This is a genomic window from Sinorhizobium fredii, assembly GCF_002944405.1.
GTDB classification, from domain to species: domain Bacteria; phylum Pseudomonadota; class Alphaproteobacteria; order Rhizobiales; family Rhizobiaceae; genus Sinorhizobium; species Sinorhizobium fredii_C.
This window is the reverse complement of sequence record NZ_CP024310.1, coordinates 976334-1001543: the sequence shown is the minus strand read 5'-3', so window position 1 is coordinate 1001543 and position 25210 is coordinate 976334. Positions and strand designations below refer to the sequence as shown.

Annotated in this window: 19 protein-coding genes; 6 read left to right on the top strand and 13 right to left on the bottom strand. The window is 63.2% G+C overall.

The genetic code is table 11. The features are described from left to right. Positions 1-5: 5 nt before the first annotated feature. Genes NXT3_RS28425 through NXT3_RS28415 form a run of 3 tightly spaced genes read right to left on the bottom strand, consistent with a single transcriptional unit; the run spans position 6 to position 4590 of the window. Positions 6-968 (bottom strand): glycosyltransferase family 2 protein, encoded by a 963-nt coding sequence (locus NXT3_RS28425; protein ID WP_104841143.1) that lies wholly within the window; start codon positions 966-968, stop codon positions 6-8. After that, on the bottom strand, positions 947-3226 hold the full coding sequence (locus NXT3_RS28420; RefSeq protein ID WP_050988225.1) for a GumC family protein: 2280 nt from the start codon (positions 3224-3226) through the stop codon (positions 947-949). Before NXT3_RS28420 ends, NXT3_RS28425 begins: the two co-directional genes overlap by 22 nt. Before the next feature lie 41 nt (positions 3227-3267). Beyond that, on the bottom strand, positions 3268-4590 hold the full coding sequence (locus NXT3_RS28415; protein ID WP_050988226.1) for a polysaccharide biosynthesis/export family protein: 1323 nt from the start codon (positions 4588-4590) through the stop codon (positions 3268-3270). Between the two features lie 329 nt (positions 4591-4919). Here NXT3_RS28415 and NXT3_RS28410 point away from each other — a divergent pair, with 329 nt between their 5' ends. The 3 genes from NXT3_RS28410 (at position 4920) to NXT3_RS28400 (ending at position 10425) form a co-directional block, all read left to right on the top strand. Continuing rightward, positions 4920-6098, top strand: a complete 1179-nt coding sequence (locus tag NXT3_RS28410) for a glycosyltransferase (protein WP_083853960.1) — start codon at positions 4920-4922, stop codon at positions 6096-6098. Positions 6099-6521: 423 nt separating this feature from the next. Beyond that, the gene (locus tag NXT3_RS28405; protein WP_199773412.1) at positions 6522-8057 is read left to right on the top strand and encodes a phosphomannomutase/phosphoglucomutase; all 1536 of its coding nucleotides are present in this window, start codon (positions 6522-6524) and stop codon (positions 8055-8057) included. A gap of 58 nt (positions 8058-8115) precedes the next feature. After that, a complete protein-coding gene (locus NXT3_RS28400) occupies positions 8116-10425 on the top strand; it encodes an AGE family epimerase/isomerase (RefSeq protein WP_097524633.1) in 2310 nt (769 codons plus the stop codon). 140 nt (positions 10426-10565) lie between these two features. Here NXT3_RS28400 and NXT3_RS28395 read toward each other — a convergent pair whose 3' ends face one another. Together NXT3_RS28395 and NXT3_RS28390 are read right to left on the bottom strand one after the other, a co-directional pair. Next, on the bottom strand, positions 10566-11909 hold the full coding sequence (locus NXT3_RS28395; RefSeq protein WP_104841142.1) for a sigma-54-dependent transcriptional regulator: 1344 nt from the start codon (positions 11907-11909) through the stop codon (positions 10566-10568). Continuing rightward, positions 11906-13732, bottom strand: coding sequence for a sensor histidine kinase (locus NXT3_RS28390; RefSeq protein WP_104841141.1), 1827 nt, complete (start codon positions 13730-13732; stop codon positions 11906-11908). The genes NXT3_RS28395 and NXT3_RS28390 overlap by 4 nt, the downstream gene beginning before the upstream one ends. A gap of 230 nt (positions 13733-13962) precedes the next feature. Between NXT3_RS28390 and NXT3_RS28385 the strand changes: the two genes are divergently transcribed. From NXT3_RS28385 to NXT3_RS32830, 3 genes are all read left to right on the top strand, one after another. Continuing rightward, a complete protein-coding gene (locus NXT3_RS28385) occupies positions 13963-14895 on the top strand; it encodes a VOC family protein (RefSeq protein ID WP_104841140.1) in 933 nt (310 codons plus the stop codon). A gap of 112 nt (positions 14896-15007) precedes the next feature. Further along, entirely contained in the window at positions 15008-15610 is a 603-nt protein-coding gene (locus NXT3_RS28380; protein WP_097524637.1) for an alpha/beta hydrolase, read from the top strand. Positions 15611-15623: 13 nt separating this feature from the next. Then, positions 15624-15953, top strand: coding sequence for a type II toxin-antitoxin system VapC family toxin (locus NXT3_RS32830; protein ID WP_097524638.1), 330 nt, complete (start codon positions 15624-15626; stop codon positions 15951-15953). Between the two features lie 3 nt (positions 15954-15956). On the opposite strand, the gene NXT3_RS28370 is transcribed toward NXT3_RS32830, so the two are convergent. The 8 genes from NXT3_RS28370 to NXT3_RS28335 all read right to left on the bottom strand — a co-directional run bounded on the left by NXT3_RS28370 (position 15957) and on the right by NXT3_RS28335 (position 25168). Beyond that, positions 15957-17069, bottom strand: coding sequence for an ABC transporter permease (locus tag NXT3_RS28370; RefSeq protein WP_097524639.1), 1113 nt, complete (start codon positions 17067-17069; stop codon positions 15957-15959). Further along, on the bottom strand, positions 17070-18221 hold the full coding sequence (locus NXT3_RS28365) for an ABC transporter permease (RefSeq protein ID WP_097524640.1): 1152 nt from the start codon (positions 18219-18221) through the stop codon (positions 17070-17072). Next, positions 18218-19966, bottom strand: a complete 1749-nt coding sequence (locus NXT3_RS28360) for an ATP-binding cassette domain-containing protein (protein ID WP_097524641.1) — start codon at positions 19964-19966, stop codon at positions 18218-18220. The genes NXT3_RS28365 and NXT3_RS28360 overlap by 4 nt, the downstream gene beginning before the upstream one ends. Further along, positions 19963-20967, bottom strand: coding sequence for a secretion protein HlyD (gene hlyD / locus NXT3_RS28355; RefSeq protein WP_104841139.1), 1005 nt, complete (start codon positions 20965-20967; stop codon positions 19963-19965). Before hlyD ends, NXT3_RS28360 begins: the two co-directional genes overlap by 4 nt. Beyond that, positions 20964-21668 (bottom strand): CerR family C-terminal domain-containing protein, encoded by a 705-nt coding sequence (locus NXT3_RS28350; RefSeq protein WP_104841138.1) that lies wholly within the window; start codon positions 21666-21668, stop codon positions 20964-20966. The genes hlyD and NXT3_RS28350 overlap by 4 nt, the downstream gene beginning before the upstream one ends. A 141-nt stretch (positions 21669-21809) precedes the next feature. Beyond that, on the bottom strand, positions 21810-22982 hold the full coding sequence (locus NXT3_RS28345; protein WP_104841137.1) for an HPP family protein: 1173 nt from the start codon (positions 22980-22982) through the stop codon (positions 21810-21812). Between the two features lie 162 nt (positions 22983-23144). Further along, positions 23145-24497, bottom strand: a complete 1353-nt coding sequence (locus NXT3_RS28340) for a sensor histidine kinase (protein WP_037417282.1) — start codon at positions 24495-24497, stop codon at positions 23145-23147. Beyond that, complete coding sequence (locus NXT3_RS28335; RefSeq protein WP_037417285.1) at positions 24494-25168, bottom strand: response regulator; 675 nt, start codon at positions 25166-25168, stop codon at positions 24494-24496. The genes NXT3_RS28340 and NXT3_RS28335 overlap by 4 nt, the downstream gene beginning before the upstream one ends. Positions 25169-25210: the final 42 nt, after the last annotated feature.

Here is a 25210-nt window from a genome sequence, read left to right as displayed (position 1 = left end):
GGACCCTACTCCAGTCCTTCAACATTTCGCGGCCCGAGGCGACCCAAGAAAAGGTCGAGACAGGCGCGTGCATTGCCCCGCAGCCGGCCCTTGCGATCGACCCAGGGCTCCGGCTTCCAGACCTTGACGATATTGGCGATCAGGTTACGTGCCACCTGGACCGCCGCGATTGGCAAACTCATCGTCTTCTTGCGCACGAGGTAAATGGGGTTGGCGATCTGCGAATAACCGAACTTGACGCCGGGGGTCCGCGATATTTTGGTGCCGAGGTGAACACCGAGCAGGCGGTTGGAGCGCACGATGCTGCCGTGGGCCGCAACCAGCCGACTGAAGTCGACGTCTTCGAGCCAGCCGTATAGCGGCAGGTTCTCGTCAAATCGCAGCTGCCCGCGCCTGACGGCCGCCATCCGGATGGCCATGTTGCAGCCATAGGCGTTGTAGACCGGCTCCAGCCTTTCCGCCGGGCGCGGCTTGCCTTTGGTCGCGTCGATAGTCTCGAGCCCGACCTCGATCGAAATGCCTGGTCCGATGATGCCGTCGGCGACCACGGTTCCCGTGGACATCGCGATGCCGGGGTTCTCCTCGAAGAGGCGCTCGAGTTCCCCGAGGTAGTCCGGCGCCAGCAGGAAATCGTCGTCGAGAAAGAGCACGACGTCCGCTGTCACGGCCGTCAGGATCGCGTTACGCTGACGGCAGAGACCCCGCTGTGACAGGATGACCTTGCCGGGACAGTCGAGCATGTCGATGCTGTGCTGGTCGATGTCGGCCGTCGAGCACAGGCAGACGATCACCTCATCTGGCCTGCGCGTCTGACGGGCAATCAGCGGCAGAACCGCCGAAAGAACCTCCCGTCGCCCGGCGCTGGCGATGCCGATGGCGATCCTGGTCGTGGAGGCGCCTGTCGAAGGCGACGCCTTGGTGCTTTCGGGCCGAACGGCGGACGGAATCACATGCTGCTCGGGCGCCATGGCTTCCGATCCTTCATCTTGGCACGACGCGGACCTTCACTGCGGTTCGAGATGACGCCGAGCAGCGCCACGCGCGACTTGCCAAAGGTCGAAAGCGCTTCGGCAAGACGCTCGACCGTCATCTTGTCGGATTGCCCGAGCACGACGACGATACCGTCGAGATAGGTGCAAATCACCCGCGTGTCGGCAGAATCCTCGAAGCCGGACATGTCGACGATGATCACCTTGTAGCGCTGCCGCAAGAGTTCGAGCTCAGCCTTCAACGCCGGCAAGTGGCCGTAGCGCTGATGCGCGACCGCCGCCTTGCGGGTCTGGTCGACCGTCAGCACCGGCACGCAGCATACCGCCTTGCCGTCGAAGTCCTCGGGGTTCGGTGTCTCGCCGCTCGATCTCCGTTTCGAATATTGTCCCGATATGCCGATGAGCCGCAGGCTCTCCATGCCGAAGTTCGCGCCGTCCTCGCTCGTGACGCGGCTGAGACGGGAGCCGATGAAATCCGCGTCGACCAGTAGAACGGACGTGCCTTCGTTCATGTAGAGCTGCGCAAGATTGGCAGCGATGGTCGTCTTGCCTTCCCCGGGGCCGACAGACGTTACGCCGACCACGGCTGTGGCATTGGCCGGGAAGGCGGAATCAATGGAATTCTTGACACCGCGCAATGCCTCGGAGAAGCGCGAATAGGGCATGTCAAGCACCGAGCGCAGCGGCAGCATCGTGGACGCAATGGCCGGCTGCTGCGGCCGCGGTCCGCCTCGGTAGACCGGAACGTGTCCGAGCGATGCGATGCCGAGTTCGGCGCGGAGGCGCTCGCTCGAACTGACGCGGCGGTCGAGACCATCGCGCATCAGGGCCATCACCAATCCCGCTCCCAAACCGAGAGCCAGCGAAAGCGGCAGGACCGTCGAGGGTTTCGGCCAGGTCTTGCCGAGGGGGGCGGTAGCCGCCATCACGATGCGAGCCTTGCCGAGCGGGAAGGATTGCGTCTGTAGCGCACCGATGAGTTGTTGCAGGACACCCTCGTACATGTTGCGGTAGGTCGTGGCTCGGCTTTCCATTTCGGAGAGTTCCACGCGGGCAACGTTCTTGCCTGCGCCGGCCGCAGTAAGTTTGGCAAGCTCCGTCTCCAGGAGCTTTTCGCGGGTCTGGGCGATGTCGACATGCGACCGCAAGAGCCGCTCGATCCGCTGGAACTCGGCGCGCATGGCCGCTTCGAGCCGTTCGATCTCGGCCTTGGCGGCGACGATGGCCGGATTGCCTTCGTGGTAGCGGGCCTTGAGATTCTCGAGCTTGCTGGTGGCGGCGCGCATCTCGTCGCGCAGCTTCTGGAGTTGCGGGTTGTCGGCGCCTTCGTCGATATCCGCCATTATCGAACCGCTCGCGATCACCTCCTGGAAGGTCATCAGCTTGGCGGACTCGGCCGCGGTCGCTGCCCGCGCTGCTAGCATTTGGCTGCTGAGCTCTGAGAGCTGCTGCTGCTCGAGCGTCGAAGTCGTGCCGATCGTCGTGATGTCGTTCATGGCACGAAAATCTTCGACGGTCATTGCCGCGGCACGCGCCTGTTCGCCAATTTCCATCAGCCGGCTTTCGAGCCAGCGGGCGCCGCTGCGGGCCGCTTCTGCCCGCTCGTTCAAGCCTGTCTTAATATAAGCCATGGCGATGGCGTTGGTGGTTTTTGCCGCCTTCTGAGGGTCAAGCGAAGTGTACCCTATTTCGAGCACGTAGGACTGGCCAACCCGACGCACCGTCATGCGCGACAGGAACGTCGCCATGGTGCGTCGCATGAGATATTCCTCGTCCGGCACGTTGTCGGCTTCATCTTTGGCGCCGAGCGTGAAGACGGATTTCACCGTTTCCTTGATGGAGGACATCCAGGACGAGGTGCTGACGATTTCCGGGTCTTTCGTGAGGTTCAGTTGCTCGATGACGGCGCGCGCGATCGCCTCGGACTTGACAATCTCCACCTGGCTGGCGATTTCGGCCGCCTCGATGATGATCGTGCCGGTTGATGCGTCCTGTGAGGCGATGCGTCCTTGCTCCGGATCGATGACAAGCCGCGCCGTGGCTGTGTACGAGGGCGAGGTGTTTAGGATGTAGAACACGCCGAGTGCAAGCCCGATCGCCCCGAATGACCCGATGAGTGCCGTATGCCGGCGTAGGAAATCGGTCACGTCACGAAAGGATATATTCTCCTGCCGATCGGCGCGGCGCGCCTCGAAGTTCTCGTCCAGTACGATTTTCGAGATGTCATGCACGACCATTGTGCTTCCCTATCGAAGGTGCGGCGCTCATGCGCTTGTGGTTATTGTGACTGTTCGATTCCGACGGATGACAGAAGTTGCATGTCGACCGCCTCCGGCAGCGGCGAGCGCACGTCCAGAACGTCGCCGGGCACGAGCAGTGTTGAGTCCGTAACCCTGAATGGTGCGTCCTGGCCGGCGCGCGTGATCCAGTATTCCAGGGGCTGCTGATCGAACGTCTTGAGGCTGGCGATGCGCGAAAGCGAGGCGCCGTTCACCTGAAGGAGTTGCAGATAGGTATTACGTTTGACCTTCAGATCCTCGATCGAAGCTTCCGTCGTCTGCAGGTCGCGTCCCGCCTCGGTGCGGCGCTGTCCCTGGAGCGTGACCACGTCACGTTCGGTTTCGCTGAGCTTCTGCCTGGCACGCATGGCGGCGATCTGCAGGTCGAGGTTGTCGCTTTGGAGTTCGGCAAGTATCCGTTCAAGCGAGGTCTGCCTCGACTTCGTCACTGTCTGGTCGCTAAGCAGCTTCGACACGCCCTTCAGTTCATCCTGGGCGATCACGACCTGCCGTTCCTTGAAAACCCTCTTTTCTTCAAGGACATCGATCTCGTTCTTCAGCAGGGTGGCGAGTTCGTTGAGAGACTCGATCTGTCGACGCAGCGCCTCACGCCGGGCATCGAAGAGCGTGGTTTCGTCCCGGATCATCTGTTGGATCGCGGCGCCCTTGGCGCCTGTCAGCACCGGAGGGAACTCCACCTTGGGGCTCTCGCCGAATTCGGCCCGCAGCCGCGCGCGGCGGGCCGCCAATTGAAGCAACTCCAGTTCCACACGATTGAGCTCGCCCGTGTAGCGGATCTGCTCCATGTCGGAGTATCCGCCGGCCGGGTTTGTCCGCCGCTCTCTCCCGCCTGCCATGGTCACGGCCTGCATGACCATCAGGCCCGGCCTGTATTCGAGTTCGCTCGGGCGATCCACCAGGCCGGTGACATAGATCATCGGATATCGGATGACCTCTACAGTCGTCTGCGGTGCCGTCATTAGCCCGGTACGCTGCTTCAGCAGATCGGCAATCGCTGAAGACAGCTCGGCCGGTGTGCGGCCCTTGGCGGTGATCTCCCCGACCATGGGCACGGAGATCGTGCCGGACGGCGACACGCTGTATTCTCCGTTGAGGGCGGACCATTCCTTGTATTCGCCGGTGGACGCCATCCACTCGACGATCGCCACCTTAACTCTCGTTTGCGGCTGCAGGCGAAAGGCGGAATCGGCATGGGCCGACGCAAGGGCGCCGAAGGCCACCAGACCGATTGCGGAGCAAAACGTCGATGCGCGTCCGAGGGTACGCATCAGCTTCGGCAGGCTCTGACCGGCAGTTCGCATGGGACCTCGCAAATTTCTCAGAAGGTCGCGATCCGCCGAGCGGCCGAACGCAAAACCGGCCCTGATTGTCGGCTCAAAACGTTCGAGATAAAATTGACTGCGGCCTAAACGCGGCTAATCCCTTTTGGGGAAGCTGCCTAAACCAGGGAAACTATCGTATAGGCGACACCTGCCCAATGCCCTAGCGCTGCGCCGGACCCCAGCCCGACCTAACCCTTTCGATCAGGGACATCGTTCGCTCGGATGCGGGCGCGAACCGTTCTTGGCGCTATCAACGACATGCCCGTCTGACGCATGCTGAGCTGGGGTATTGAAAGCGAGGGACAGCTATGCGCGTCGCAATCGTACATTATTGGCTGGTTTCGATGCGCGGTGGCGAGAAGGTGATCGAGGCGTTGTGTGATCTCTATCCGGAAGCGGATATCTTCACCTTAGTCTACGACGAGGCACAGGTTTCCGATACGATCAAGAAGCACAAGGTGACTTCATCCTTTCTGCAGCGAGTCCCCGGGGCCATCGGCCACTATCAATCCTTGCTGCCACTGATGCCGTTTGCGCTCGAAAGCCTCGACCTCAGCGGCTACGACCTGATCATCTCAAGCGAATCCGGTCCGGCCAAGGGTATCATCCCGCCGCCGCATGCCGCCCATATCTGCTATTGCCATTCTCCGATGCGCTATCTTTGGGATCATTATCACGCCTACCGCTCGAGTGCGGGTATCCTGTCGCGCATGATGATGCCGGTGCTGGCGCCGATGTTGCGCACATGGGACGTCAACACCAGCCTTCGCGTTGACCGGTTCATCGCCAATTCACACCATGTGGCGGCCCGCATCGGCAAGTATTACCGCCGACCTGCCACTGTGGTGTATCCGCCTGTCGGCATCGAGGACTTCTCGCCTTCGGCCGAGGTCGAGGATTTCTATCTCTGCGCCGGGCAGATCGTCTCCTACAAGCGGATCGACCTCGCCGTCGAGGCGTTCACCAAAATGGGCAAGAACCTGGTGGTGATCGGCGGCGGTAAGGAGCAGGACATTGCCAGGCTGAAGCGCATGGCCGGTCCGACCGTTACCTTTCTGGGGCGTGCGCCGTTCGCCGTGCTCAAGGAGAAGCTCGCGAAATGCCGTGCCTTTGTCTTTCCCGGTGAGGAAGACTTCGGCATCGTTCCAGTCGAGGCGATGGCGAGCGGCCGTCCCGTCGTCGCCTACGGCGGCGGCGGCGCGGTCGAAACGGTCGTGCCAGGACTGACAGGCATTCTGTTCGAGAACCAGACAGTCGAAGGGTTGATCAAGGCCATCTATTCCTTTGAGGCCAGGGAGGATTCCTTCCGGGCAGATGTCATCAGGACGCATGCAGCGCAATTCAGTGTGAGGCGGTTCAGGTCCGGCATCCAATCTGTCGTCGATGAGGAACTGCGGCATCGCCGCTCGCTACCCTTCGCCGATGGCAAGTATGCGCTCGCCGGGTTCTCGACGCATGATGCCGAAGCCCTGACGCCCTTTCATTGATTGCCAGCCGGGGAACAGTGTGCTCTTGCGCTGCCAAAAGCGCGGCGGGCGAACATGCTGGCCTGTAATGCTATCGCATTAATACTATATCGCTACATAGATTATTAGAATGTGATACTTCATTCGCGGTCCAGCATCTGTTATTGTTAATTTCGAGTAGCTTAGGCCTGTATAAATGTTTAGCAAAAGTCTACTTCTGCATCGGAGAGAGAGTAGACCTTCCTCAATAGCATCTATTGGACAGATAGACCAAAGTAATTCATTGGATTTATGTCAGTAATACGCGTATAAGTTGCCGATCCCGACATTGCGGCCGGGGATCTTCCGTTCAGGCGAACAGTATCCTCGTGCCGCAGGTTAGCCGTGGTTGCCGCGGCGACGCTCTTCCCGTTTCAACAGCCAGCGGCATGCGAGATGATGCAGATGGATCTTGCTTCCTTCAAACCAGGCTCCCCGCGTGAGCCCGAATCCGACCGATTTGCTCTCGAGACGAGCGCGCTGATCAGGCCGACAGGCTTTCGGGAGTACGACGCGCGGTGGTGGTTCGGGCGGCCGGACGACGGGAAGGCTCCGGAGCTGAACCTGATGGGGGTGCAGGCTCTGGGCATGGGGCTCGGCACCTTCATCCGACGCTCGGGCGCCGGCCCCGACATTGTGACGGGGCATGACTTCCGCTCCTATTCGCTTGCCATCAAGCTGGCCTTGGTCAGTGGGCTGATGGCCGCCGGCGCACGGGTCAGGGACATCGGCCTGGCGCTGTCGCCGATGGCCTATTTCGCGCAATTCGCGCTCGACGTGCCGTCGGTGGCGATGGTGACCGCCTCGCACAACGAGAACGGTTGGACCGGCGTCAAAATGGGCACGGCCCGGCCGCTGACTTTCGGTCCGGACGAGATGGCCGAGTTGAAAAGGATAGTGCTGGAGGCCGACTTCGACCTCGCCGGCGGCGGCTCCTATGAATTCGTCCCGGACTTCCGCCAGCGCTACATCGACGATCTGACCCGTGGAAAGCGGATCGCCCGGAAGCTGAAAGTGGTGGTGGCTTGCGGAAATGGCACCGCCGGCGCCTTCGCGCCGCAGGTGCTGGAGCGGATCGGCTGTGAGGTAATCCCGCTCGACTGCGAGCTCGACCATTCCTTCCCGCGCTATAATCCCAATCCCGAGGACCTGGCGATGCTCCATGCCATCCGGGAAAAGGTGCTTGAAAGCGGCGCCGATGTGGGGCTGGGCTTCGACGGCGACGGCGACCGCTGCGGGGTGATCGACAATGAGGGCCGCGAGATCTTCGCCGACAAGGTCGGGGTGATGCTGGCCCGGGATTTGTCCGCCTTGCATCCCCAATCGGTGTTCGTGGTCGATGTGAAGTCTACCGGGCTGTTCGCGGCCGATCCGGTGTTGAAGGCGAACGGTGCTCGCGCCGACTATTGGAAGACCGGCCATTCCTACATCAAGCGCAGGGTCGCCGAACTCGGCGCCATCGCGGGTTTCGAAAAATCAGGTCACTTCTTCTTCAACCCGCCTCTCGGGCGCGGCTATGACGACGGGCTGATCACCGCGATCGTTGTCTGCGAAATGCTCGACCGCAATCCCGACAGCAGCATGGCCGAGCTCTATCGCGCTCTTCCCGTGACGTGGGGATCGCCGACGATGTCGCCGCATTGCGGCGACGAGGTGAAATACGCAGTCGTCGAGCGCGTGCTGGAGCGCTTCAGGACCATGCAGCGCGACGGTCTGCCGATTGCCGGTCAGAGGATCGCCGACCTGGTCACCGTGAACGGCGTTCGTGTGGTGATCGAGGACGGCACTTGGGGTCTGGTGAGGGCCTCCTCCAACAAGCCGGAGCTTGTCGTCGTGGTGGAAAGCCCGGTGTCGGAAGCACAGCAGCGGGCCATGTTCGCGGCGGTCGACCGTGTTCTCAGGGAGCATGCGGAGGTCGGCCCCTATAACCAGACGTTCTGAGCGGCAAGACGTGTGCGGCATTCCGCCCGGCTGGCGGGCAAGGGAAGGGGACGAGAGAATGGCGGAACGGATCTCCTGCTTCGTGATGAGCGGCGGCGTCGGCTCGCGGCTTTGGCCACTATCGCGCGAGGACAATCCCAAGCAATTCCATGACCTTTCCGGCCATGGCTCGATGCTGCTCGGCACCATCCGGCGGCTCAAAGCTCGCCCAGCGGGCGATACGCCGATCCATCTGATCGCCTCCGAACGCCATGCCGAGCGAGTGCGCGCCGACATGGCCGGCATCGATCTTGCGGGCGGTCGCGCCGTCTTCGAGCCCGTCGCCCGCAACACGGCGGCCGCGGTGGCGGTGGCCGCGCTCGAGACGATCGCTGCCCACGGTGACGGGCTGGTGCTGGTCGTGCCTTCGGACCACGAAATTTCAACTGAGGAGCAATTCTGGAAAACGGTAGAAAGAGGAATGCCGGCTGCCGATGCGGGCAGGCTTGTCATCTTCGGGATCCCGCCAAGCCAGCCGGAGACCGGCTACGGCTACATCGAGGCGACTGGGGAGGGCGATGTCCGCGATGTCGCGCGCTTCGTCGAAAAGCCCGACCTGGAAACGGCAAAGGCCTATGTCGCGGCCGGCACCTTTTTCTGGAACGCAGGCATCTTCCTGTTTCGCGCGAGCGCCATGCGCGCGGCATTCCGCATGCTTCAGCCGGAGATTTGGGAGAAGGCGGAGCGCGCCCATGCTGCGGCAGTGAGCGAGGTGTCGGGCGCGTATCTGCCGCAGGGGCTTTATTCGGCAATTCCTTCGGTGTCGATCGACTACGCGATCATGGAGCATGCCGGCGACATCGCCATGGTGCCGGCAAGCTTCCGCTGGAGCGACCTCGGCTCCTGGCAGTCGCTGCTTGACGTCAGCGCGACCGATGCGACCGGCAATGTTGCGATCGGCGACGTCGTCGCCATCGACTGCGAGCACTCCTACCTGCGCAGCCAGGGCCGCCTGCTCTCGGTTATCGGGCTGAAGGATATCGCGATCGTGGCGACGGCCGACGCGACCTTCGTAGCGCCGGTGGCTAAGAGCCAGGAGGTCAAACGCATCGTCGAACAGCTGGAGAAGAGCGGGCGGCTGGAGACCAAGTTCACGCCGGCGCACGACCGCGTGTTGCTGCCAGGGGCCTGGCGGCAGCGGGTCGCCCATTGGCTGTTCGAAGAGACCCTGCCGCTGTGGTCGACGGCGGGCGTCGACGAGCGGAATGGCGGATTTCACGAAGCGCTGAGCTTCGATGGCGCGCCGCTGATCAAGCCGAAGCGCATGCGCACCATGGCCCGTCAGGTCTACGCCTTTTCCGTGGCAAAGCTGCGCGGTTGGGACGGCGATGCCGACCGGCTGATCGCGCACGGCATCGCATTCATGGAGAAAGGCCGCACGAAGCGGGGCGGCTGGGCAAGGGTGCTCCAGGAAGACGGCGCCATCGCCGATGGCTGCGAAGACACCTATGATCATGCCTGCGTGCTCCTGGCGCTTGCTCATGCCCACCAGGCCGGACACCCGGAAGCGCTGCGCCTTGGCCAGGAGACCTTCGCCTTCCTTGACGCCCATCTGGAGGACGAACGGCTGACTGGATTCCTGGAAACCTCCGACGGCACCGAGCTGCGCCGCACGAACCCGCACATGCACCTGCTCGAAGCCCTTCTCGCCTGGCACGCGGCGACCGGCGAGCGCAGCTACCTTCGGCGCGCTGCCCGCATCATCGATCTGTTCCGCAGTCACTTCTTCGATGTCGAAAGCTGGACGCTCGGAGAATATTTCGACGATTCCTGGCGGCCGGCCGCCGGCGAGCAGGGCCAGTGGACCGAGCCCGGCCATCACTTCGAATGGGCATCTCTTCTGGTCGATTTCGTCTCCAAGAGCAGGCAGACGGATTTGATCCCCTTTGCCCGGAAACTCTATGCATCCGCAATCGCCAACGGCCTCAACCGCTCGACCGGGCTGGCCTATGGCGCCGTCTCGCGATCCGGCCTGCCGCTCGACGTCATCTCGCGCAGTTGGCCGCAGGCCGAGGCTATAAAGGCCGCGATCGCGCTTGAAGGAACCGGCGGACCGGACCTCAAGCCGGAGATCGAGGCGCGCGTCGGCCACCTGTTCCGCTGGCATATCGACCCCGCCCCCCTCGGAATGTGGATCGACCGCATCGACGAGAAGGGAAGGGTCGTCGCTAACGAAGTTCCGGCCTCGATCTTCTACCACCTCGTCACCGCTCTCATGCAGTATCTCGACAAGACGGAAGGGACGGCAGTCATCTACCAATTGCCTGCCTCCCCGCAAAGCAGCGCCGCCGTGGATCCCTCTACCGCGCTTGGCAAGGCAACAGCGTGAGACGAGATGGAGCGGAGCACGCGCCTACTGCATGTCTCCTTGGATCGATCTCGATTTGAGGACAAAAGACATGCAGCAATTCAAAGTGCTACAGCGACCTGCGCGTCTGATATGACGCGCGGCGCTGTAAGGCTTCGCGTCTACGGCTCGTCCGTCAGGGCCCGCTTGTCGAGGCCGAGCTTCTGCATTTTCTCGTAGAGCGTCTTGCGCGAGATGCCGAGCGATTCATAGACCGGCTTCAGCGCGCCGCCGTGTGCTGCGAGGGCGCTGGCGATGACGCTCTTTTCGAAGGCGGCGACCCGGTCGGCAAGGCGAGACCCGTTGGCGGGCGAGGCTGCTTCGTCGCGGTCCGTTTCGAGGCCCAGCGCCAGCCGTTCGGCGGCATTACGCAGTTCGCGGACATTTCCCGGCCAGTCCCGCGCTGCCATTTCTGAGGCGAGCGAGGGCGAGATCTCGATGTCGTCGCGGCCGTAGCGGGCGGCCGATTCCCGGACGAGCTGCATGAAAAGCAGCGGAATATCGGAGCGGCGTTCCGCAAGCGGCGGGACGCGCAAGGTCGCGACGTTCAGCCGATAGAGCAGGTCGGCGCGGAAGCGCCCGGCGGCGACCTCCGGCTCGAGCTCCAGCTTGCTGGTGGCAATGAAGCGCACGTCGAGCGGCACTGTCTCGTTGGAGCCCAGCCGGGTTATCACCCTTTCCTGCAGTACGCGCAGGAATTTCGCCTGCAGATCGAACGGCATGGAGCCGATTTCGTCGAGCAGGATCGTGCCGCCGCGCCCGTGCTCGAACTTGCCGTAACGCGGCCTGAGCGCCCCGGGGAATGCCCCCGGCTCGTGGCCGAAGAGCTCGCTTTCGATCAGGTTTTGCGGCAGGGCGGCGCAATTGATGGCGATGAAGGGGCTGTTGGCCCGGCTGCTCAGATCATGCAGCGCCCGGGCCACCACCTCCTTGCCGACGCCGGTCTCGCCGATGATCAACGTATCGGCGTCCGACGCGCCGATGGCGCGCACCCGGTAGCGCAGGTCGACCATGCCCTGGCTTCGCCCGGGCAGGCGCTGTTCGATATCGTCGCGCTTGCCAGCGACGGCCCGCAAGCGCCGGTTCTCGAGCACCAGGCCGCGCCAATCAAGCGCCCGGCGGATCGTGCCTGCAAGTGTCTGCGCCGTGAATGGCTTCTCGACGAAGTCATAGGCTCCCTCCCGCATCGCCCGGACCGCCAGTTGCACGTCGCCATGGCCGGTGACCAGGATCACCGGCACTTCCGGATCGATCTCGCGGATGCGCTGCAGGAATGTCATGCCGTCCATTCCCGGCATGCGGATATCGCTGATGACGACGCCCGGAAAACTGAAGCTGATGAACTCGAGCGCTCGCTCGGCGCCGGCAAAGGTATCGACCCGGAAGCCCGCGAGTTCCAGCGCCTGCGCGCTCGAACGGCGCAACTCCTCTTCGTCGTCGACGAGCAGCACGCGGCTTTCGCTCATTCTGCCGCCTCCCTCTCGGCTTCGGGAACGACGGCAAGCACGATACGGAACACGGCTCCTCCCTCGCCATGGTTCGACACAGTCAGGCTGCCGCCGAAATCCTTGACGATATTGTAGGAAATGGAGAGGCCAAGGCCGAGACCCTTGCCGACACCCTTGGTCGTATAGAAAGGATCGAAGATGCGCTCGGCGATGGCGGGGGCGACGCCAGGCCCGCGATCGCGGATGGTCAGCACCGCCATGTCGCCTTCGCGCCAGGCGCGCAGCGATATCGTGCGGTCATCAAGCCCTTCGACCGCATCGGCCGCATTGGAGATCACGTTGACGAGCACCTGCTGCAGCCGCACCGATCCGGCGCGGACGACCAGCGCTTCGGGGCCGAGGTCGATGTCGATTGCAGCCTGCGCCGTCTTCAGGCGTGTCGCGACGATCTCCATCGTGTCGTGTATCACGTCTTCGAGCGGAACGGGGCCGAGCTTCTCATTCGGCTTACGGGCGAAATTGCGCAGATGCCGGCTGATTGCCGCCATGCGGTCGATGAGCCCGGAGATGCGCCTGACATTGTCGCTCGCTTCCGTCGTCCTCCCCCTCTCGATCAGCAGCGCCGCGCTGTCGGCATAGGTCTTGGCGGCGGCAAGCGGCTGGTTGAACTCGTGCGAAAGGGCGGCCGACATCTGGCCGAGCCCGGCGAGCTTGCCCGCCTGGACGAGGTCCGCCTGCGTCTGGCGCAATTGCTGCTCGGTAAGCCGCCGTTCGGCGATCTCGGCCTCGATCTGCTCGTTGACGCGAGCGAGATCGGCGGTGCGTTCCTCGACCCGGCGCTCGAGTTCCTCCTGCGCCTGCGCCTGCATCAGCATGCGCTCGCGCAGCCGCGCCCGCCGTTGGATGAGGATCGCGACCGCCAACCCGGCAAGACAGAGCAACAGGATGGCGGCTGCGACCGTGGTCAGCGCCTGGGTCCTGACCGAAGCCGTGTCGGTCAGTACGTTCACCGTCCAGTCCGCTTCCGGCATGTAGTGCGAGAGGACAAGATACTCCCGGGCGCTGTCTGCTCCCGAGACTTTAATCAATGCATGACCGTCGACCTCGCTACGAGCGACCGGCAGGGGGTGAAGGATAGCATTGGCATAGCGCCTGGAAGCTTCCGTCCGGGAAAGCCGATCCGGCGTCAGGGGAAGGATACTCGCGTAAAGCCATTCCGGATCCCCGCTCATGAAGATGATGCCTTCTGGATCGGAAACGAAAATTCTGTACTCGCCGCCCTGCCAGGAGGCCTCGATGGTCTCGATATCGACCTTGAAGACGATAACGCCGCGGATCTCCTCGCCGATACGTATCGGCGAGCCGAAGTAATAGCCGCGCTTCAGCGATGTCGTCCCGAGCGCATAGAAGCGGGACTGCTCCCCCCTGAGCGCATCCTGGAAATAGGGGCGGTAGCTGAAATTCTGGCCGACGAAGCTTGCCGGTCCGTCGTAATTGCTGGCGGCTATCGTGTCGCCGTCGGGGGTGATGACGTAGATGTCGGACGATTTCAGGAGCGCATTGATCTCTTTCAGATAACCGTTGACGGACTCGCGCAGCCGGCGATCCCGCGGGCGCGTCACCAGTTCCTTGATGTCATCGTGATCGGCGATCAAGGCGGGCAGAGCCTGATAGCGGTTGAGATGGCCGCTGAGGGCGGCAACCGCCAGTCTCAGCGCCGTATTCGCCTGCGCCGAGGCTTCCTGCATGTAGCTCCGGGTCGCAACGACATTGCCTTGTACGGCAAGCGTCACGACGGCAACCGGCAGGAGCAGGAGCAGGAGCAGGAAGCGATGTTTCACGGCATGCCCGGGCTCCTCCTCCCGCGGATTTCAGACAGTATTCCGGATCGTAAGAGCGTGCTCGACCGGTGGCAAGCGGTGAATACCGTGCGGTATAGACGAACATCGATGTACGTCAACACAACGTTGACAATGCGTTTGTTGCCACTGGTCTTTCGCGCTCGAGCGGAAGAGCGCATCTATCCGGCATCGACAAGCCCGAGGATAGACGGGCAGAAAGGCAGCGACAAATGCTCGACCAGATCAGAGGCCTGCATCACGTAACGTCAATGGCGGACGATGCCCGTGCCAACAATCACTTCTTCACGAACACGCTTGGCCTGCGCCGCGTCAAGAAGACCGTGAACTTCGATTCGCCGGACGTCTACCATCTCTATTACGGCGACAGAACCGGAACGCCCGGCACGGTGATGACCTATTTCCCCTTTCCGCAGATGCCGCGAGGGCGCGCAGGGACGGGGGAGGTCGGAACGACTGCCTTCTCCGTGCCGAAGGGGTCTCTCGGTTTCTGGCAGGAGCGCCTGACGCAACTCGGCGTCACCGGCGTCAAGGCTGAGGAGGCCTTCGGCGAAAAACGCCTGAATTTCACAGGGCCGGACGGCGACGGCTTTGCCCTGGTCGAGGTCGAGGACGACTCGCGCACGCCCTGGACCGAAAGCGGAATTTTCGAGGATCACGCGATTCGCGGCTTCCACTCGGTTTCCATGCGGCTGCGCGACGAGGGCGCGACCGCGGAATTGCTGAAGTTCATGGGCTATGAAGAGCTCGACCGCAGGGATGGCGTCACGCGGCTGATCGTGCCGGGCGGCAATGGCGCAAGCCTTGTCGACCTCGAGACATTGCCGAATATCAACCGCGCCGCGCAAGGGGCCGGCTCGGTGCACCACGTCGCCTTTGCCGTCGACAATCGCGAAAAGCAGTTGGAGGTGCGCAAGGCGCTGATGGATACCGGCTACCATGTGACGCCGGTGATCGACCGCGACTATTTCTGGGCGATCTACTTCCGCACCCCAGGCGGTGTGCTGTTCGAGATCGCCACCAACGAACCCGGCTTCGACCGCGACGAGGAGATCGCCCATCTCGGCGAGGCGCTGAAACTGCCGCAGCAGCACAAGCATCTGCGACCGATCCTCGAGAGCCACTTGCAAAAGCTGGAAGGCTAAACGTGTCCTTCGGCGCTCCGCTCCTCCTTCGTCGATGCGCGGGAGGCGCAAGCGCTCTTGAAGTTCCGTGCTACAAACGACCGCCGACCTGTTGGCGGAAAAGGAGAATTCAATGGCCGACCATGGCTATGTTCACAAGCTGAGGGCAAGCAAGCCCGGCAAAGCGATCCTCTTCGCCCTGCACGGAACGGGGGGCGACGAAAACCAGTTCTTCGGCTTCGGCGCCGAGCTCTTGCCCGAGGCGACCATCGTCTCGCCGCGCGGCGACGTTTCCGAGCACGGGGCCGCTCGATTCTTCAGGCGCACGGGCGAGGGGGTTTATGACATGGCGGACCTCGCCCGCGCCACCGACAAGATGGCTAGCTTCGTGAAAGCGCTTGCCGCCGAGCATGATGCCTCGGAGATCATCGGTCTTGGCTATTCGAACGGCGCCAATATCCTCGCCAATGTGCTGATCGAAGATGGTGTCTTCGACAGGGCGGTGCTCATGCATCCGCTGATCCCGTTCCGTCCGAAGGACAATGCCGCGCTGGCGGGCCGGAAGGTGCTGATCACCGCCGGCGAGCGCGATCCGATCTGCCCGGCGCCGCTGACGCAAGCGCTCGCGGTCTATTTCAAGGCGCAGAACGCGGAAGTAGACCTCGAATGGCATTCCGGGGGACACGACATCCGCCAGAACGAGATTGCGGCGATCGAGCGGTTCCTGAAAGCCTAGCAGCCCCGGCCGCCTGTCAAAAGGAGCGAGTGCGCTCATCGAAGACCGTGCAAACGCGCCCTATTTCAGCGCGGCGAGCCTTTGGGAAATCGCCATCAAGCGCGGTCTCGGGCGGGCGGACTTCCAGGCCGATCCTCGGCTACTGCGTCGCGGACTGCTCGACAACGGCTATGCGGAACTGCCGGTAAACGGCGCTCATGCGGTGGCCGTCGATCAGCTTCCTCCGATCCATAAGGACCCATTTGACCGCATCCTCGTCGCCCAATCGATTGTCGAAGGTTTTGTGCTCGTGACATCCGACGAAATCGTCGGCCGCTATCCCGGTCCCGTCCGTCTCCTCTGACCCTCACTCCAGTCGGCGGCGGAAAAGCCAGGCGGCGGAGGAAAGCGTGACGACGGCGATCAGGCACAGCGGCCAGGTTTGGTGCACCACCTCGGCGAGCGGAATATCCTTCAAAAAGACGCCCTTCACGATGACCAGGAAATAGCGCAGCGGATTGATCAGCGTCACCGGCTGCAGCCAGGCCGGCATGTTCTCGATCGGCGTCGCAAAACCTGATAGCAGCATGGCCGGAACCATGAACAGGAATGCTCCGAGGATGGCCTGCTGCTGGGTCATCGACAGTGCCGAGATGAAGAGGCCGAGTCCGACGACTGCGGCGAGGTAGAAGATGGCACTTCCGTAAAGCAGCAGCAGCGAGCCGCGCAGCGGCACGCCGAAGACGAAGACGGCGGCCAGAATATAGATGGTGATGTGGAAGAGCCCGATCATCATCGGCGGGATGAGCTTGCCGATCAGGATTTCGTGCGTCCGCAGCGGCGAGACGATGAGCTGGTCGAATGTGCCGAGTTCCCGCTCGCGAGCGACCGACAGCGCAGTGACGATCAGGCCGATCAGGAGAGCGATGCTCGCCACGAGGTTGGGCACCATGAACCACTGAAAGGTCAGATTGGGGTTGAACCAGTTGCGCGCCTCGACCCTGATCGCCTCGGAGGCGGCGCGTTTGCCGGCCGGAGCCTCGGCTGCGAGCGCACCGACGATGCGGCTCAGATAGCCGGACACGATCTGCGAGGCGTTGGAGCGCCGCCCGTCCAGGATCATCTGCACTTCGGCGGGCTTTCCCGCCTCGATGTCGCGGGAAAAGGTGGGGCCGATCTCCAGAGCGGCCAGCACGTGCTGGTTATCGATCGCGGCGCGGACCTCGGCGGGACTGTCGGCGAGCCGCATCGAACGGAAGGTCGGCGAGCCGCCGATCTGCTGCACGAGCTCCTCGCTCCAGCGGCCGTTGTCGCGGCTCAAGACCATGAGGTCGACATTCTTCACCTCGAGCGTCGCCGCGTAGGAGAAGACGAGCAATTGGATGATCGGCGGGCCAATCAGGATCGTGCGGCCTTTCGGATCCCGCAGCACGGCCAGCAGTTCCTTGACGATCAGCGCCTTCAGTCTGCCCCACCACATCTAACCGATCCTCTTTCTGGTGCTGCGTGCGGCGAGCGCGAAGAAAACGCAGCCAATCAGGAACATCACCACAATCGCCCGGGCGAACATCGGCCAGATGTCGCCGGCGAGAAACACTGTTTGCAGGCTGGGGATGAGATAGCGCGCCGGCACGACGTAGGTGATCCACTGGATGACGGTCGGCATCGAGTTGATCTCGAACAGGAAGCCCGAAAGCAGGAAGGCCGGCAGGAATGCGGTGATCAGTGCGAGTTGCGACGCCAGGAACTGGTTCTTGGTGACGGCAGAGATCACCAGACCCTGCCCTAGTGCCGGCATCAAAAAGACCGCGGAGAGCGCATAAAGCGCGACCACCGACCCCCGGAACGGGACGCCGAACAGAAAGACGGCGAGAAGAACGCAGAGCGTCATCGAGGTGAGGCCGAGAATGAAGTAGGGCAGAAGCTTGCCGGCAAGCAGTTCGGCAGCCGAGACGGGGGTTGCCATCATCGCTTCCATGGTGCCGCGTTCCCATTCGCGGGCGACGACGAGCGAGGTAAGCAGTGTGCCGACGAGCGTCATGACGATCGCGATCGAGCCAGGGACCAAGAAGTTGCGGCTCGTCAGTTCCGGATTGAACCAGAAGCGCTGTTCGGCGGCGATCGCCGGCAACTGGCCTTGGCCTTCGCTCACAAGCTGCCGCTCCCAATTGGCGACCGTTCCCTGCGCATAGTTCTGCACGAAATTCGCCGTGTTCGGATCGGACCCGTCGACGATCACCTGCACCGCAGGATTTCGTCCCGCCGCATGGTCGGCCGCAAAGCGCGCCGGAATGACGACGATGCCCCGCACTCGTCCGAGGACGAGGTCGTCCTCGAACTCGCGGCGGTCCCGGCCATTGACGACGGCGAAATAACGCGAAGCCTGAAAGCTCGCGGCAAGATCGCGCGTCAGCGGCGTCGCCTCCTCGACGACGAGGCCGATCCGCGTCTGCGTCGTGTCGAGCGACACGCCATAGCCGAACAGGAAGAGCAGGATCAGCGGCAGCACGAAGGCGATCAGGATGCTACTCGGGTCGCGCACCACCTGGTAGGTTTCCTTGCGCACAAGGGCTGCGAAGCGCCTTCCGCGGCCAGAGCTTTCGGCCTCCCGCCTTTTCTGGTCGGCACTCATGCTGCCTCCCTTGCCTCCGAGCCCTGCACTAGAGCGATGAAGGCGTCTTCCATGGTCGGATCCGGCAGGTCCTTGCCGGTGACCCGCGCTTTCATCTCGTCCGGCGAGCCGAGGGCGATCGACCGGCCGCGATAGATGAGCGAAATGCGGTCGCAATATTCGGCCTCGTCCATGAAATGGGTGGTGACGAGAACGGTGACGCCCTTTTCGACGAGCCCGTTGATATGGGTCCAGAACTCGCGCCGGGTGATCGGATCGACGCCGGACGTCGGTTCGTCGAGAAAGAGCACCTCCGGCTCGTGCAAGACGGCACAGGCGAGCGCCAGCCGCTGCTTGAGGCCTAGCGGCAGGTCCTTCGCCGACATGTCTCGGATCGCGCGGAAATCGAAGATCTCGGTCATCAGGTCGATCCGCTCGCGCTTCCTCAAGCCGGAGAGACCGTAGACGCCGGCAAAGAAATTCAGGTTCTGCAGGACGCTGAGGTCGCCGTAGAGCGAGAACTTCTGGGCCATGTAGCCGAGCCGGTTGCGCGCCTCGGCTGCGTCGCGCCGGAGATCGAAGCCCGCGACCCGACCCTCGCCGGCGGTGGGTTTCAAGAGCCCGCACAGCATCTTAAAGGTGGTGGACTTGCCGGCGCCGTTGGGACCGAGCAGGCCGAAAATCTCGCCGCGCGGGATTTCGAAGGTGATGCTGTCGGCGGCGGTGAAGTCGCCGAAGCGCTTCGTCAGCCCGCGCGCTTCGATCACCGGCCGGCCGCCGTCGGTGGTAAATGGCCGCTGGGTCTCAGCGAGCCGTGACTGCCCGCCGGGACCGCCGCCGAGCATGTCGACGAAAGCGTCCTCGAAGCGCGGCGGTGTCGTCGTGGCGCGGCCGGAAGATGCCTCGTCGAGAGACGGAGGGGCGAGCCCTGGCCTCATCACCAGGCGTATCGCTTCGCCCTGGATGACGCCGTCGACGACGCCCTCCTGGTCCAGCAGGCGTGCCAGTCTTTCGCGCCGTCGCCCGACCGTGCCGGAGAGACGGAAGACTCGATTTTCGACGCGCCCGGTCATCTCGTGCGGCGAACCGGAAAACAGTAGCTTGCCCTGGTTGAGCAGCAGGACATGATCGCAGGCTTCCGCTTCGTCGAGATAGGCCGTCGACCAGAGCACGCCTATGCCTTCCGCCGTCAGGTTCTCGACCATTTTCCAGAGGTCGCGCCGCGAGATCGGATCGACGCCGACGCCGGGTTCATCAAGCAGCAGCAGCCGCGGCTTACGCAGAAGCGCGCAGGCAAGGCCGAGCTTCTGCTTCATGCCGCCGGAGAGCTTGCCGGCCAGACGCGCGGTGAAACGGGCAAGATCGGTGAATTCAAGCAGCTCGGCGAATATCCGGCCGCGTTCGGCAAGCGGCAGGCCGCGCAGGTCGGCATAGAGATCGAGGTTCTCCTGAACCGAGAGATCCTCGTAGAGCCCGAAGCGCTGCGGCATGTAGCCGATCGCCGCCTGGATGCTCGCCGGATCCCTACGCGTGTCATAGCCGAGCACTTCGACCGTACCCTGGTCGGGCAGCATCAGCGCGGTCATCAGCCGGATCAATGTCGTCTTGCCGGCGCCATCCGGACCGACTAGGCCGGTGATCCTGCCGCCCGCAATTATGCCGTCGATGGAGTCCAGGGCAGGTGGCGCCTCGCCGAAGCGCTTCGAGACGGACGACAGCCGTATGAAAGGCGCCGCCGCGGCCGAGTTGTCGGGAGCGGATGTCATGACCCGGTCTCCTGGCCTGGCAGGTGCACGGTCACCGGCATGCCCTGGAGCAGGTCAGTGCCCGGCTTGTCGACGACGATTCTCAGCCGATAGACGAGATCGGTTCTAAGCTCGGGCGTTTCCACCGACTTCGGCGTGAATTCCGCCACTGGCGAAATGAATCCGATCGTTCCCTCATAGCCTTGCCGGGGGTTAGAGTCTGAGGTCACCTTGACCTTCATCCCAGGGTGGACGCGGCCGAGGTCCGGTTCGGCGACATAGGCGCGGACCCAGACGGGCGCGGTCAGAGACAGCACATAAACGGTGTCCGACGGCGAGACGACCGCCCCGACTTCCCGGACGCGAGAGAGGATGACGCCGGCGCTCGGCGCGACCAGCGAGACGTCCTCGAGTGCGGTGCGGGCGCTCGCGGCCTTGGCCGTTGCCGCATTCGCTTGCGCTTCGGCCGTGGCTATGTCTTCGACGCGGCTTCCCTCTTTGAGCAGGGCCAATGCCTCGCGTGCGGAGGCCGCACGGGCCGTGGCCGCGGCACGGCTTGCGATCGCCTGGTCGAGCTCGGCTTGCGAGATCGTGCCGGCCGGCCGCAGTCGTTGCGCCCGCTGATAGGCAAGTTCGGAATTCTGGAGTTCGGCAAGGCGTTCCTCATGGGCGGCGCGAGCCTGGGCGATCTCGGTTGGCCTAGCGCCGGCCTTGAGCTTTGCGAGCGTTGAGCGGAGCGCCTCGGCATCCGCCTCGGCGGCGTCCAGCGCCTGCTGGAACGGTTCGGCATCCAGTCTGGCGATGACGTCTCCGGCCTTGACGGTATCACCCTCGTCGACGCGCAGTTCGGCGATACGGCCGCTGACGCGGAAGCCGAGCGACACCTGGCGGATATCGACATTGCCGTAGAGAACCGTGTTCCTGTGGTCTTCGGCCCAGCCGATCCGGGCGGGCAGATCCAGCCACCAGGCGCCGGCCGCGCCGGCCGCAAGGGCAAGGGCGATGAGTGCAATCTTCTTCATGGCTGGCGATCCTTCTCCGCACCGAGTATCGCGACAAGTTCAGCCGCGTGCCTGTGCAATGTCTCGATCTCCTTCGGCCCGGCTGTTTCCCATTCGAGCTGCGCATAGACGGCTGCATGCGCCATGCGGAACACGAGCACGCTGCCAACGAAGGAGAGGGTTCTGAGCCGGATGTGCTCGGAGGCCGGGTCGTCCTCGAGAATGGCGCCGATCAGCCGCCGGGCCATCTCGATCATCGGCCGCATGATGTTGCCGTAGAGGCGCGTGAATGCCTCGGTCGGCTCCATCTGCTCGCGGATGATGAAGCGCGCCCAGCTCTCCGATTGCTTGCTGACGAAGAGAACGATCATCCTCTGGACCATCTGGGTGAGGAAGCCGCGCGCCTCGGCTGCAGTCATCGGCTGGCCCTGCTCCTCGAGTTCGGCAAGGCGTCCATGAATGATGGCGCGTAAATCGCTGACATGGTTGCCGATCAGAGCTGCCAGGTGCTCGGCCGCGGCGATATAGAGGCCCTCCTTGCCGCCGAAATAATAAGGGATGGCCTGGAGGTTGACGCCCGCCGCATCGGCGAGCTTCCGCGTCGTGGCGCCGTCGAAGCCGTAGCGGCCAAAGATGTCGATCGCCGTGGCGAGAAGCTTCTCTCGCGTGGCGTCGCCGCGCTCGGCCTTGAGCTGTGTCATGGTGTCCTTGTTTTTTATCATTTGCTGAAATTATATCATTCAAACGACTAAGTCAATCGATCGAAATAAATCCAATGGCTGCCGGGGAGCGTTTGGCCCAGCTGGCGCCTCGGCCAGCCGCGGCCAGCAATGGAAATGAGGAGGATCAGGAACTATCGCGAATCAGGCGACCTGCTGCACGGCGTCAAGCCGCCCCTGGAACAGCGCCGCGATAAGATCCGACTGGGTGACGATACCGACGACGCGGTTGTCAGCGTCGACGATCGGCATATGATGCAGACCCATGTCCGCCATGGGCGGCACCAGCTTGGCGATCATTGTTTCCGGCAGGGCCGATTGGACTCGGGCAATCATGATTTCGGAAACCAGCCGAGGCGATTTCGCCGGCAGTCCAATGATATTGCCAATCCGCTCGCGAAGGCCGATCTGCAGCCGCCCGTCCGCCGCCAGCGTCGTGTGCTTCATGAAGTCGGCTTGGGTAATCATGCCGACCATGCCGTCTTTCTGGGTCACCACCGGCAAGGCCTGAATTCGGTGTGCGACGAGCATTCGCCATGCCTTCCGCAGCGGCGTGTCGGGCGCAACGGTCAGCACGTCGCGGGACATGATCTCGCCACAGGTTATTTCGCCCGACCGGCGGGTGAAGGCACGAATTTGCGCCTGGTGAATGAAGCTGTCGAGCTCCTCGGGACTGATGTCGACGATCTCGCCATATTGCGCCAGCACCGCCTGGAGGTCGTCCGGCACGACACCGAGGCGCTGGCTTGGCAGCGGATCCTCGGTCCGATGGGGGTTCGGGGCAGGGGCAAGGTGCGGATAGCGCCGGCCGGTGAGATTGTTGAAGATTAGCGCCGCCGTCAGGATGACCAGCGAGTTAATGGCGACCGGGGAAAAGACGAAGGCGTAGCCCGCCTCACGGATCACCGGGCCGCCGAGAACCGCGGTCAGGGCGACGGCGCCGCTCGGCGGGTGCAGGCAGCCGAGGAGCAGCATGGCGCCGATCGCCAAGGCGATGGCGATGGCTGCTGCCACCACCGGGTTGGGGATGAGCAAGGCGCAGGTGACGCCGACCGTTGCCGAGACGACATTGCCGCCCACGATCGACCAGGGCTGGGCGAGCGGGCTCGACGGCGCGGCGAAAAGCAGCACCGCGGAGGCTCCCATCGGGGCGATGAGCAGCGGCAGGCTGGCGTCGGCCCCGACGGCAACCGTGCTGATGAACCCTGTCGACAGGACCCCGATGAGCGCGCCGCAGGAGGCGCGCAGGCGCTCCCAGCCGCTGACCGGTACCAGCGAGGGCATGAAACGTCGAAGAAGGGCTGCGGCCTTGGACATGGATATTCGTCAGCGACACGGAGGGTGGAACGAGAACGAAGTGCACAGCGCAATAGCATGTGACTGCGGATTGGGCACGAAATCTGCATCCAAGAAAACGCACCGGATTAAAAAATATGCACTATGCTCAACAAATACCCGGCACAAGGAGCGGCGCCGAATTCAGGCCGCAGAGGCAAAGTCGATCGTGATCTTGGTGCCCCGGTTCGGAGCGGTGTCGTATGAGATTTTCGCCTTGTGCAACTCGGCGATCCGATGGACGATTTTCAGGCCGAGACCGAGCTGGCCGGAGCGCTTGACGTAGCCGAGGTCCTCGTTCAGTTCCGGTAGATCGACCATGCCCTTGCCGTCATCCTCGACGGAGACCTGTGGGCCGGGCCCGCAGGTCAGAACGATCCGGGTACCCGGCGGATTGTGCTTTACCGCGTTCTCGATCAGGTTCCTGAGCATGTTCTCGACGAGCGCGGGGATCATCCTTACCGGCGTCGTCCCGCGGTCGACGAACTCGATCGACCTGTCGTGATCGAAGACGAACGGCGCCGTGGCTTGCGCCACCTCGGCTCCGATTTCGGACAGATTGCCCTGTTCATAGGCGGAAGGGTCCACTGCGTCCGCCCGCGCCAGCGACGTCAGCTGCTCGAGAATATGCGTCAGCGCGTCGAGATCCCGCTCGGCATTGCGCGCCCGCGGATCGTCGATCCGGCTCAACTCCATCTTGGCGATCGAAACCGGCGTGCGTATCTCATGGGCGATCGAGGAAGAGAAGACCTTCTGCGATTCAACGAGATCGGCGACACGGGCAAGCAGCCGGTTGACGGCGCTTACCAGCCGTTCGATCTCTTCCGGCATGCGGGTTATCGGCAGTCGGGCGCCGCTGTCGCGCGGGTCGATCGCATCCGCAGCCTTGACCGCCATCGCCACCGGCCTCAGCGCACTTCGGATCGACCAGATCGTCGCGCCGATGACGAGGCAAAACATCAGCGTCATCGGAACGATCATTGAATCGAACATCTCGCGCAGGAGGGCCCCATACATGAAACCGTTCGGGTCTTTCAGGATCGCCAGCTCGACGAACACGGATTCGCCACCCCGCTCGAAGGATTGGCCGCCCGCCACGCTGAATGGCTTTCCCTCCTCGATTGTCCGCTTCCAGAAGCGCGGCGCATTAATGCTCAACGGCAGGAAATGCTCGGCGCATTCCGTCGTGCAATCGGAAAAGAGGATAGAGCCGGAAGCGGTCCGAATCCGGACATAGATCGCGCCTGCGCGCCCATCCAGTTCGACGTAGCGTTCACGGAACGCACGATCGGCTCTGAATGTCGGCAGCCCGCCCTCCGTCGTGATCCCTTGCGACAGGATCTCCGTTTCCTGCTGCAGCATCAGGACGCTGAGCTTTTCGTCGTCAAACCAGTAATCCGCGAAAACTACGCCGATCTCAAGCACCATGGCGAGCAGCGAAAAGGCGATGATGCGCCCGGCAACGATGCCGATCAGCGACGGATTGCCTTTCCTCATGCAGCGGTCCGCAGGAGATAGCCGATGCCGCGCACCGTTTCGATCCGGATACCGGTGGCGAGGGGCTGCAATCGCTTCCGAACGCGGGAGACGGCGAGCTCCAGCGCGTTGGAACTAAGCTCCTGGCCATATTCGGAGAGGGCTGTCTCGAGCCGTCGCTTTGGAACGACGCGCCCGACCTCACGCATCAATATCTCGATCAGGGAGCGCTCGCGCGGGGGAAGGGCGATGATCGTCCCATCGCAGCTGAGCTCTGCGGTGGCTGGATCGAAGCGCAGCGCCCCGGCTTCGAGCACCGGCTGTATCGCGTGCGGATTGCGCCTCAGCATGGCCCGGCAGCGGGAAAGCAATTCGCGATGGTGGAAGGGCTTCACCAAATAGTCGTCCGCCCCGGCATCGAGACCCTGGACCCGCTCGTCGACGGAGCCGCGGGCGGTGATGACCAGCACCGGCAAGCCGGCGTGCTCCTGCCGTATCCATCTCAGAAGGTCGAGGCCGTCGCCATCCGGCAGGCCCAGGTCGAGAAGTACAAGATCGTGCTCCCGTTCGACAATGGCAGCCTCGGCTTCGCTGACACTCGAAACGGCGTCGAGCCGCCAGCCCGCATCGCGCATGGTTTCGCCCACAAGTTCGATGAGGCGGGGACTGTCTTCGATAAGCAGCAGGCGCATGCGTTTCCCTGATCTAAAGCCTTCTTGGATCGGCGGCCGCAG

Coding starts and splice junctions, on each gene's coding strand:
- NXT3_RS28360 (WP_097524641.1), bottom strand. CDS start 19,966: ATGACATCCGCTCCCGACAACTCGGCCGCGGCGGCGCCTTTCATACGG.
- NXT3_RS28370 (WP_097524639.1), bottom strand. CDS start 17,069: ATGTGGTGGGGCAGACTGAAGGCGCTGATCGTCAAGGAACTGCTGGCC.
- NXT3_RS28405 (WP_199773412.1), top strand. CDS start 6,522: ATGGATCTTGCTTCCTTCAAACCAGGCTCCCCGCGTGAGCCCGAATCC.
- NXT3_RS28345 (WP_104841137.1), bottom strand. CDS start 22,982: ATGTCCAAGGCCGCAGCCCTTCTTCGACGTTTCATGCCCTCGCTGGTA.
- NXT3_RS28400 (WP_097524633.1), top strand. CDS start 8,116: ATGGCGGAACGGATCTCCTGCTTCGTGATGAGCGGCGGCGTCGGCTCG.
- NXT3_RS28425 (WP_104841143.1), bottom strand. CDS start 968: ATGGCGCCCGAGCAGCATGTGATTCCGTCCGCCGTTCGGCCCGAAAGC.
- NXT3_RS28410 (WP_083853960.1), top strand. CDS start 4,920: ATGCGCGTCGCAATCGTACATTATTGGCTGGTTTCGATGCGCGGTGGC.
- hlyD (WP_104841139.1), bottom strand. CDS start 20,967: ATGAAGAAGATTGCACTCATCGCCCTTGCCCTTGCGGCCGGCGCGGCC.
- NXT3_RS28335 (WP_037417285.1), bottom strand. CDS start 25,168: ATGCGCCTGCTGCTTATCGAAGACAGTCCCCGCCTCATCGAACTTGTG.
- NXT3_RS28415 (WP_050988226.1), bottom strand. CDS start 4,590: ATGCGAACTGCCGGTCAGAGCCTGCCGAAGCTGATGCGTACCCTCGGA.
- NXT3_RS28350 (WP_104841138.1), bottom strand. CDS start 21,668: ATGATAAAAAACAAGGACACCATGACACAGCTCAAGGCCGAGCGCGGC.
- NXT3_RS28420 (WP_050988225.1), bottom strand. CDS start 3,226: ATGGTCGTGCATGACATCTCGAAAATCGTACTGGACGAGAACTTCGAG.
- NXT3_RS28385 (WP_104841140.1), top strand. CDS start 13,963: ATGCTCGACCAGATCAGAGGCCTGCATCACGTAACGTCAATGGCGGAC.
- NXT3_RS28340 (WP_037417282.1), bottom strand. CDS start 24,497: ATGAGGAAAGGCAATCCGTCGCTGATCGGCATCGTTGCCGGGCGCATC.
- NXT3_RS28395 (WP_104841142.1), bottom strand. CDS start 11,909: ATGAGCGAAAGCCGCGTGCTGCTCGTCGACGACGAAGAGGAGTTGCGC.
- NXT3_RS28365 (WP_097524640.1), bottom strand. CDS start 18,221: ATGAGTGCCGACCAGAAAAGGCGGGAGGCCGAAAGCTCTGGCCGCGGA.
- NXT3_RS28380 (WP_097524637.1), top strand. CDS start 15,008: ATGGCCGACCATGGCTATGTTCACAAGCTGAGGGCAAGCAAGCCCGGC.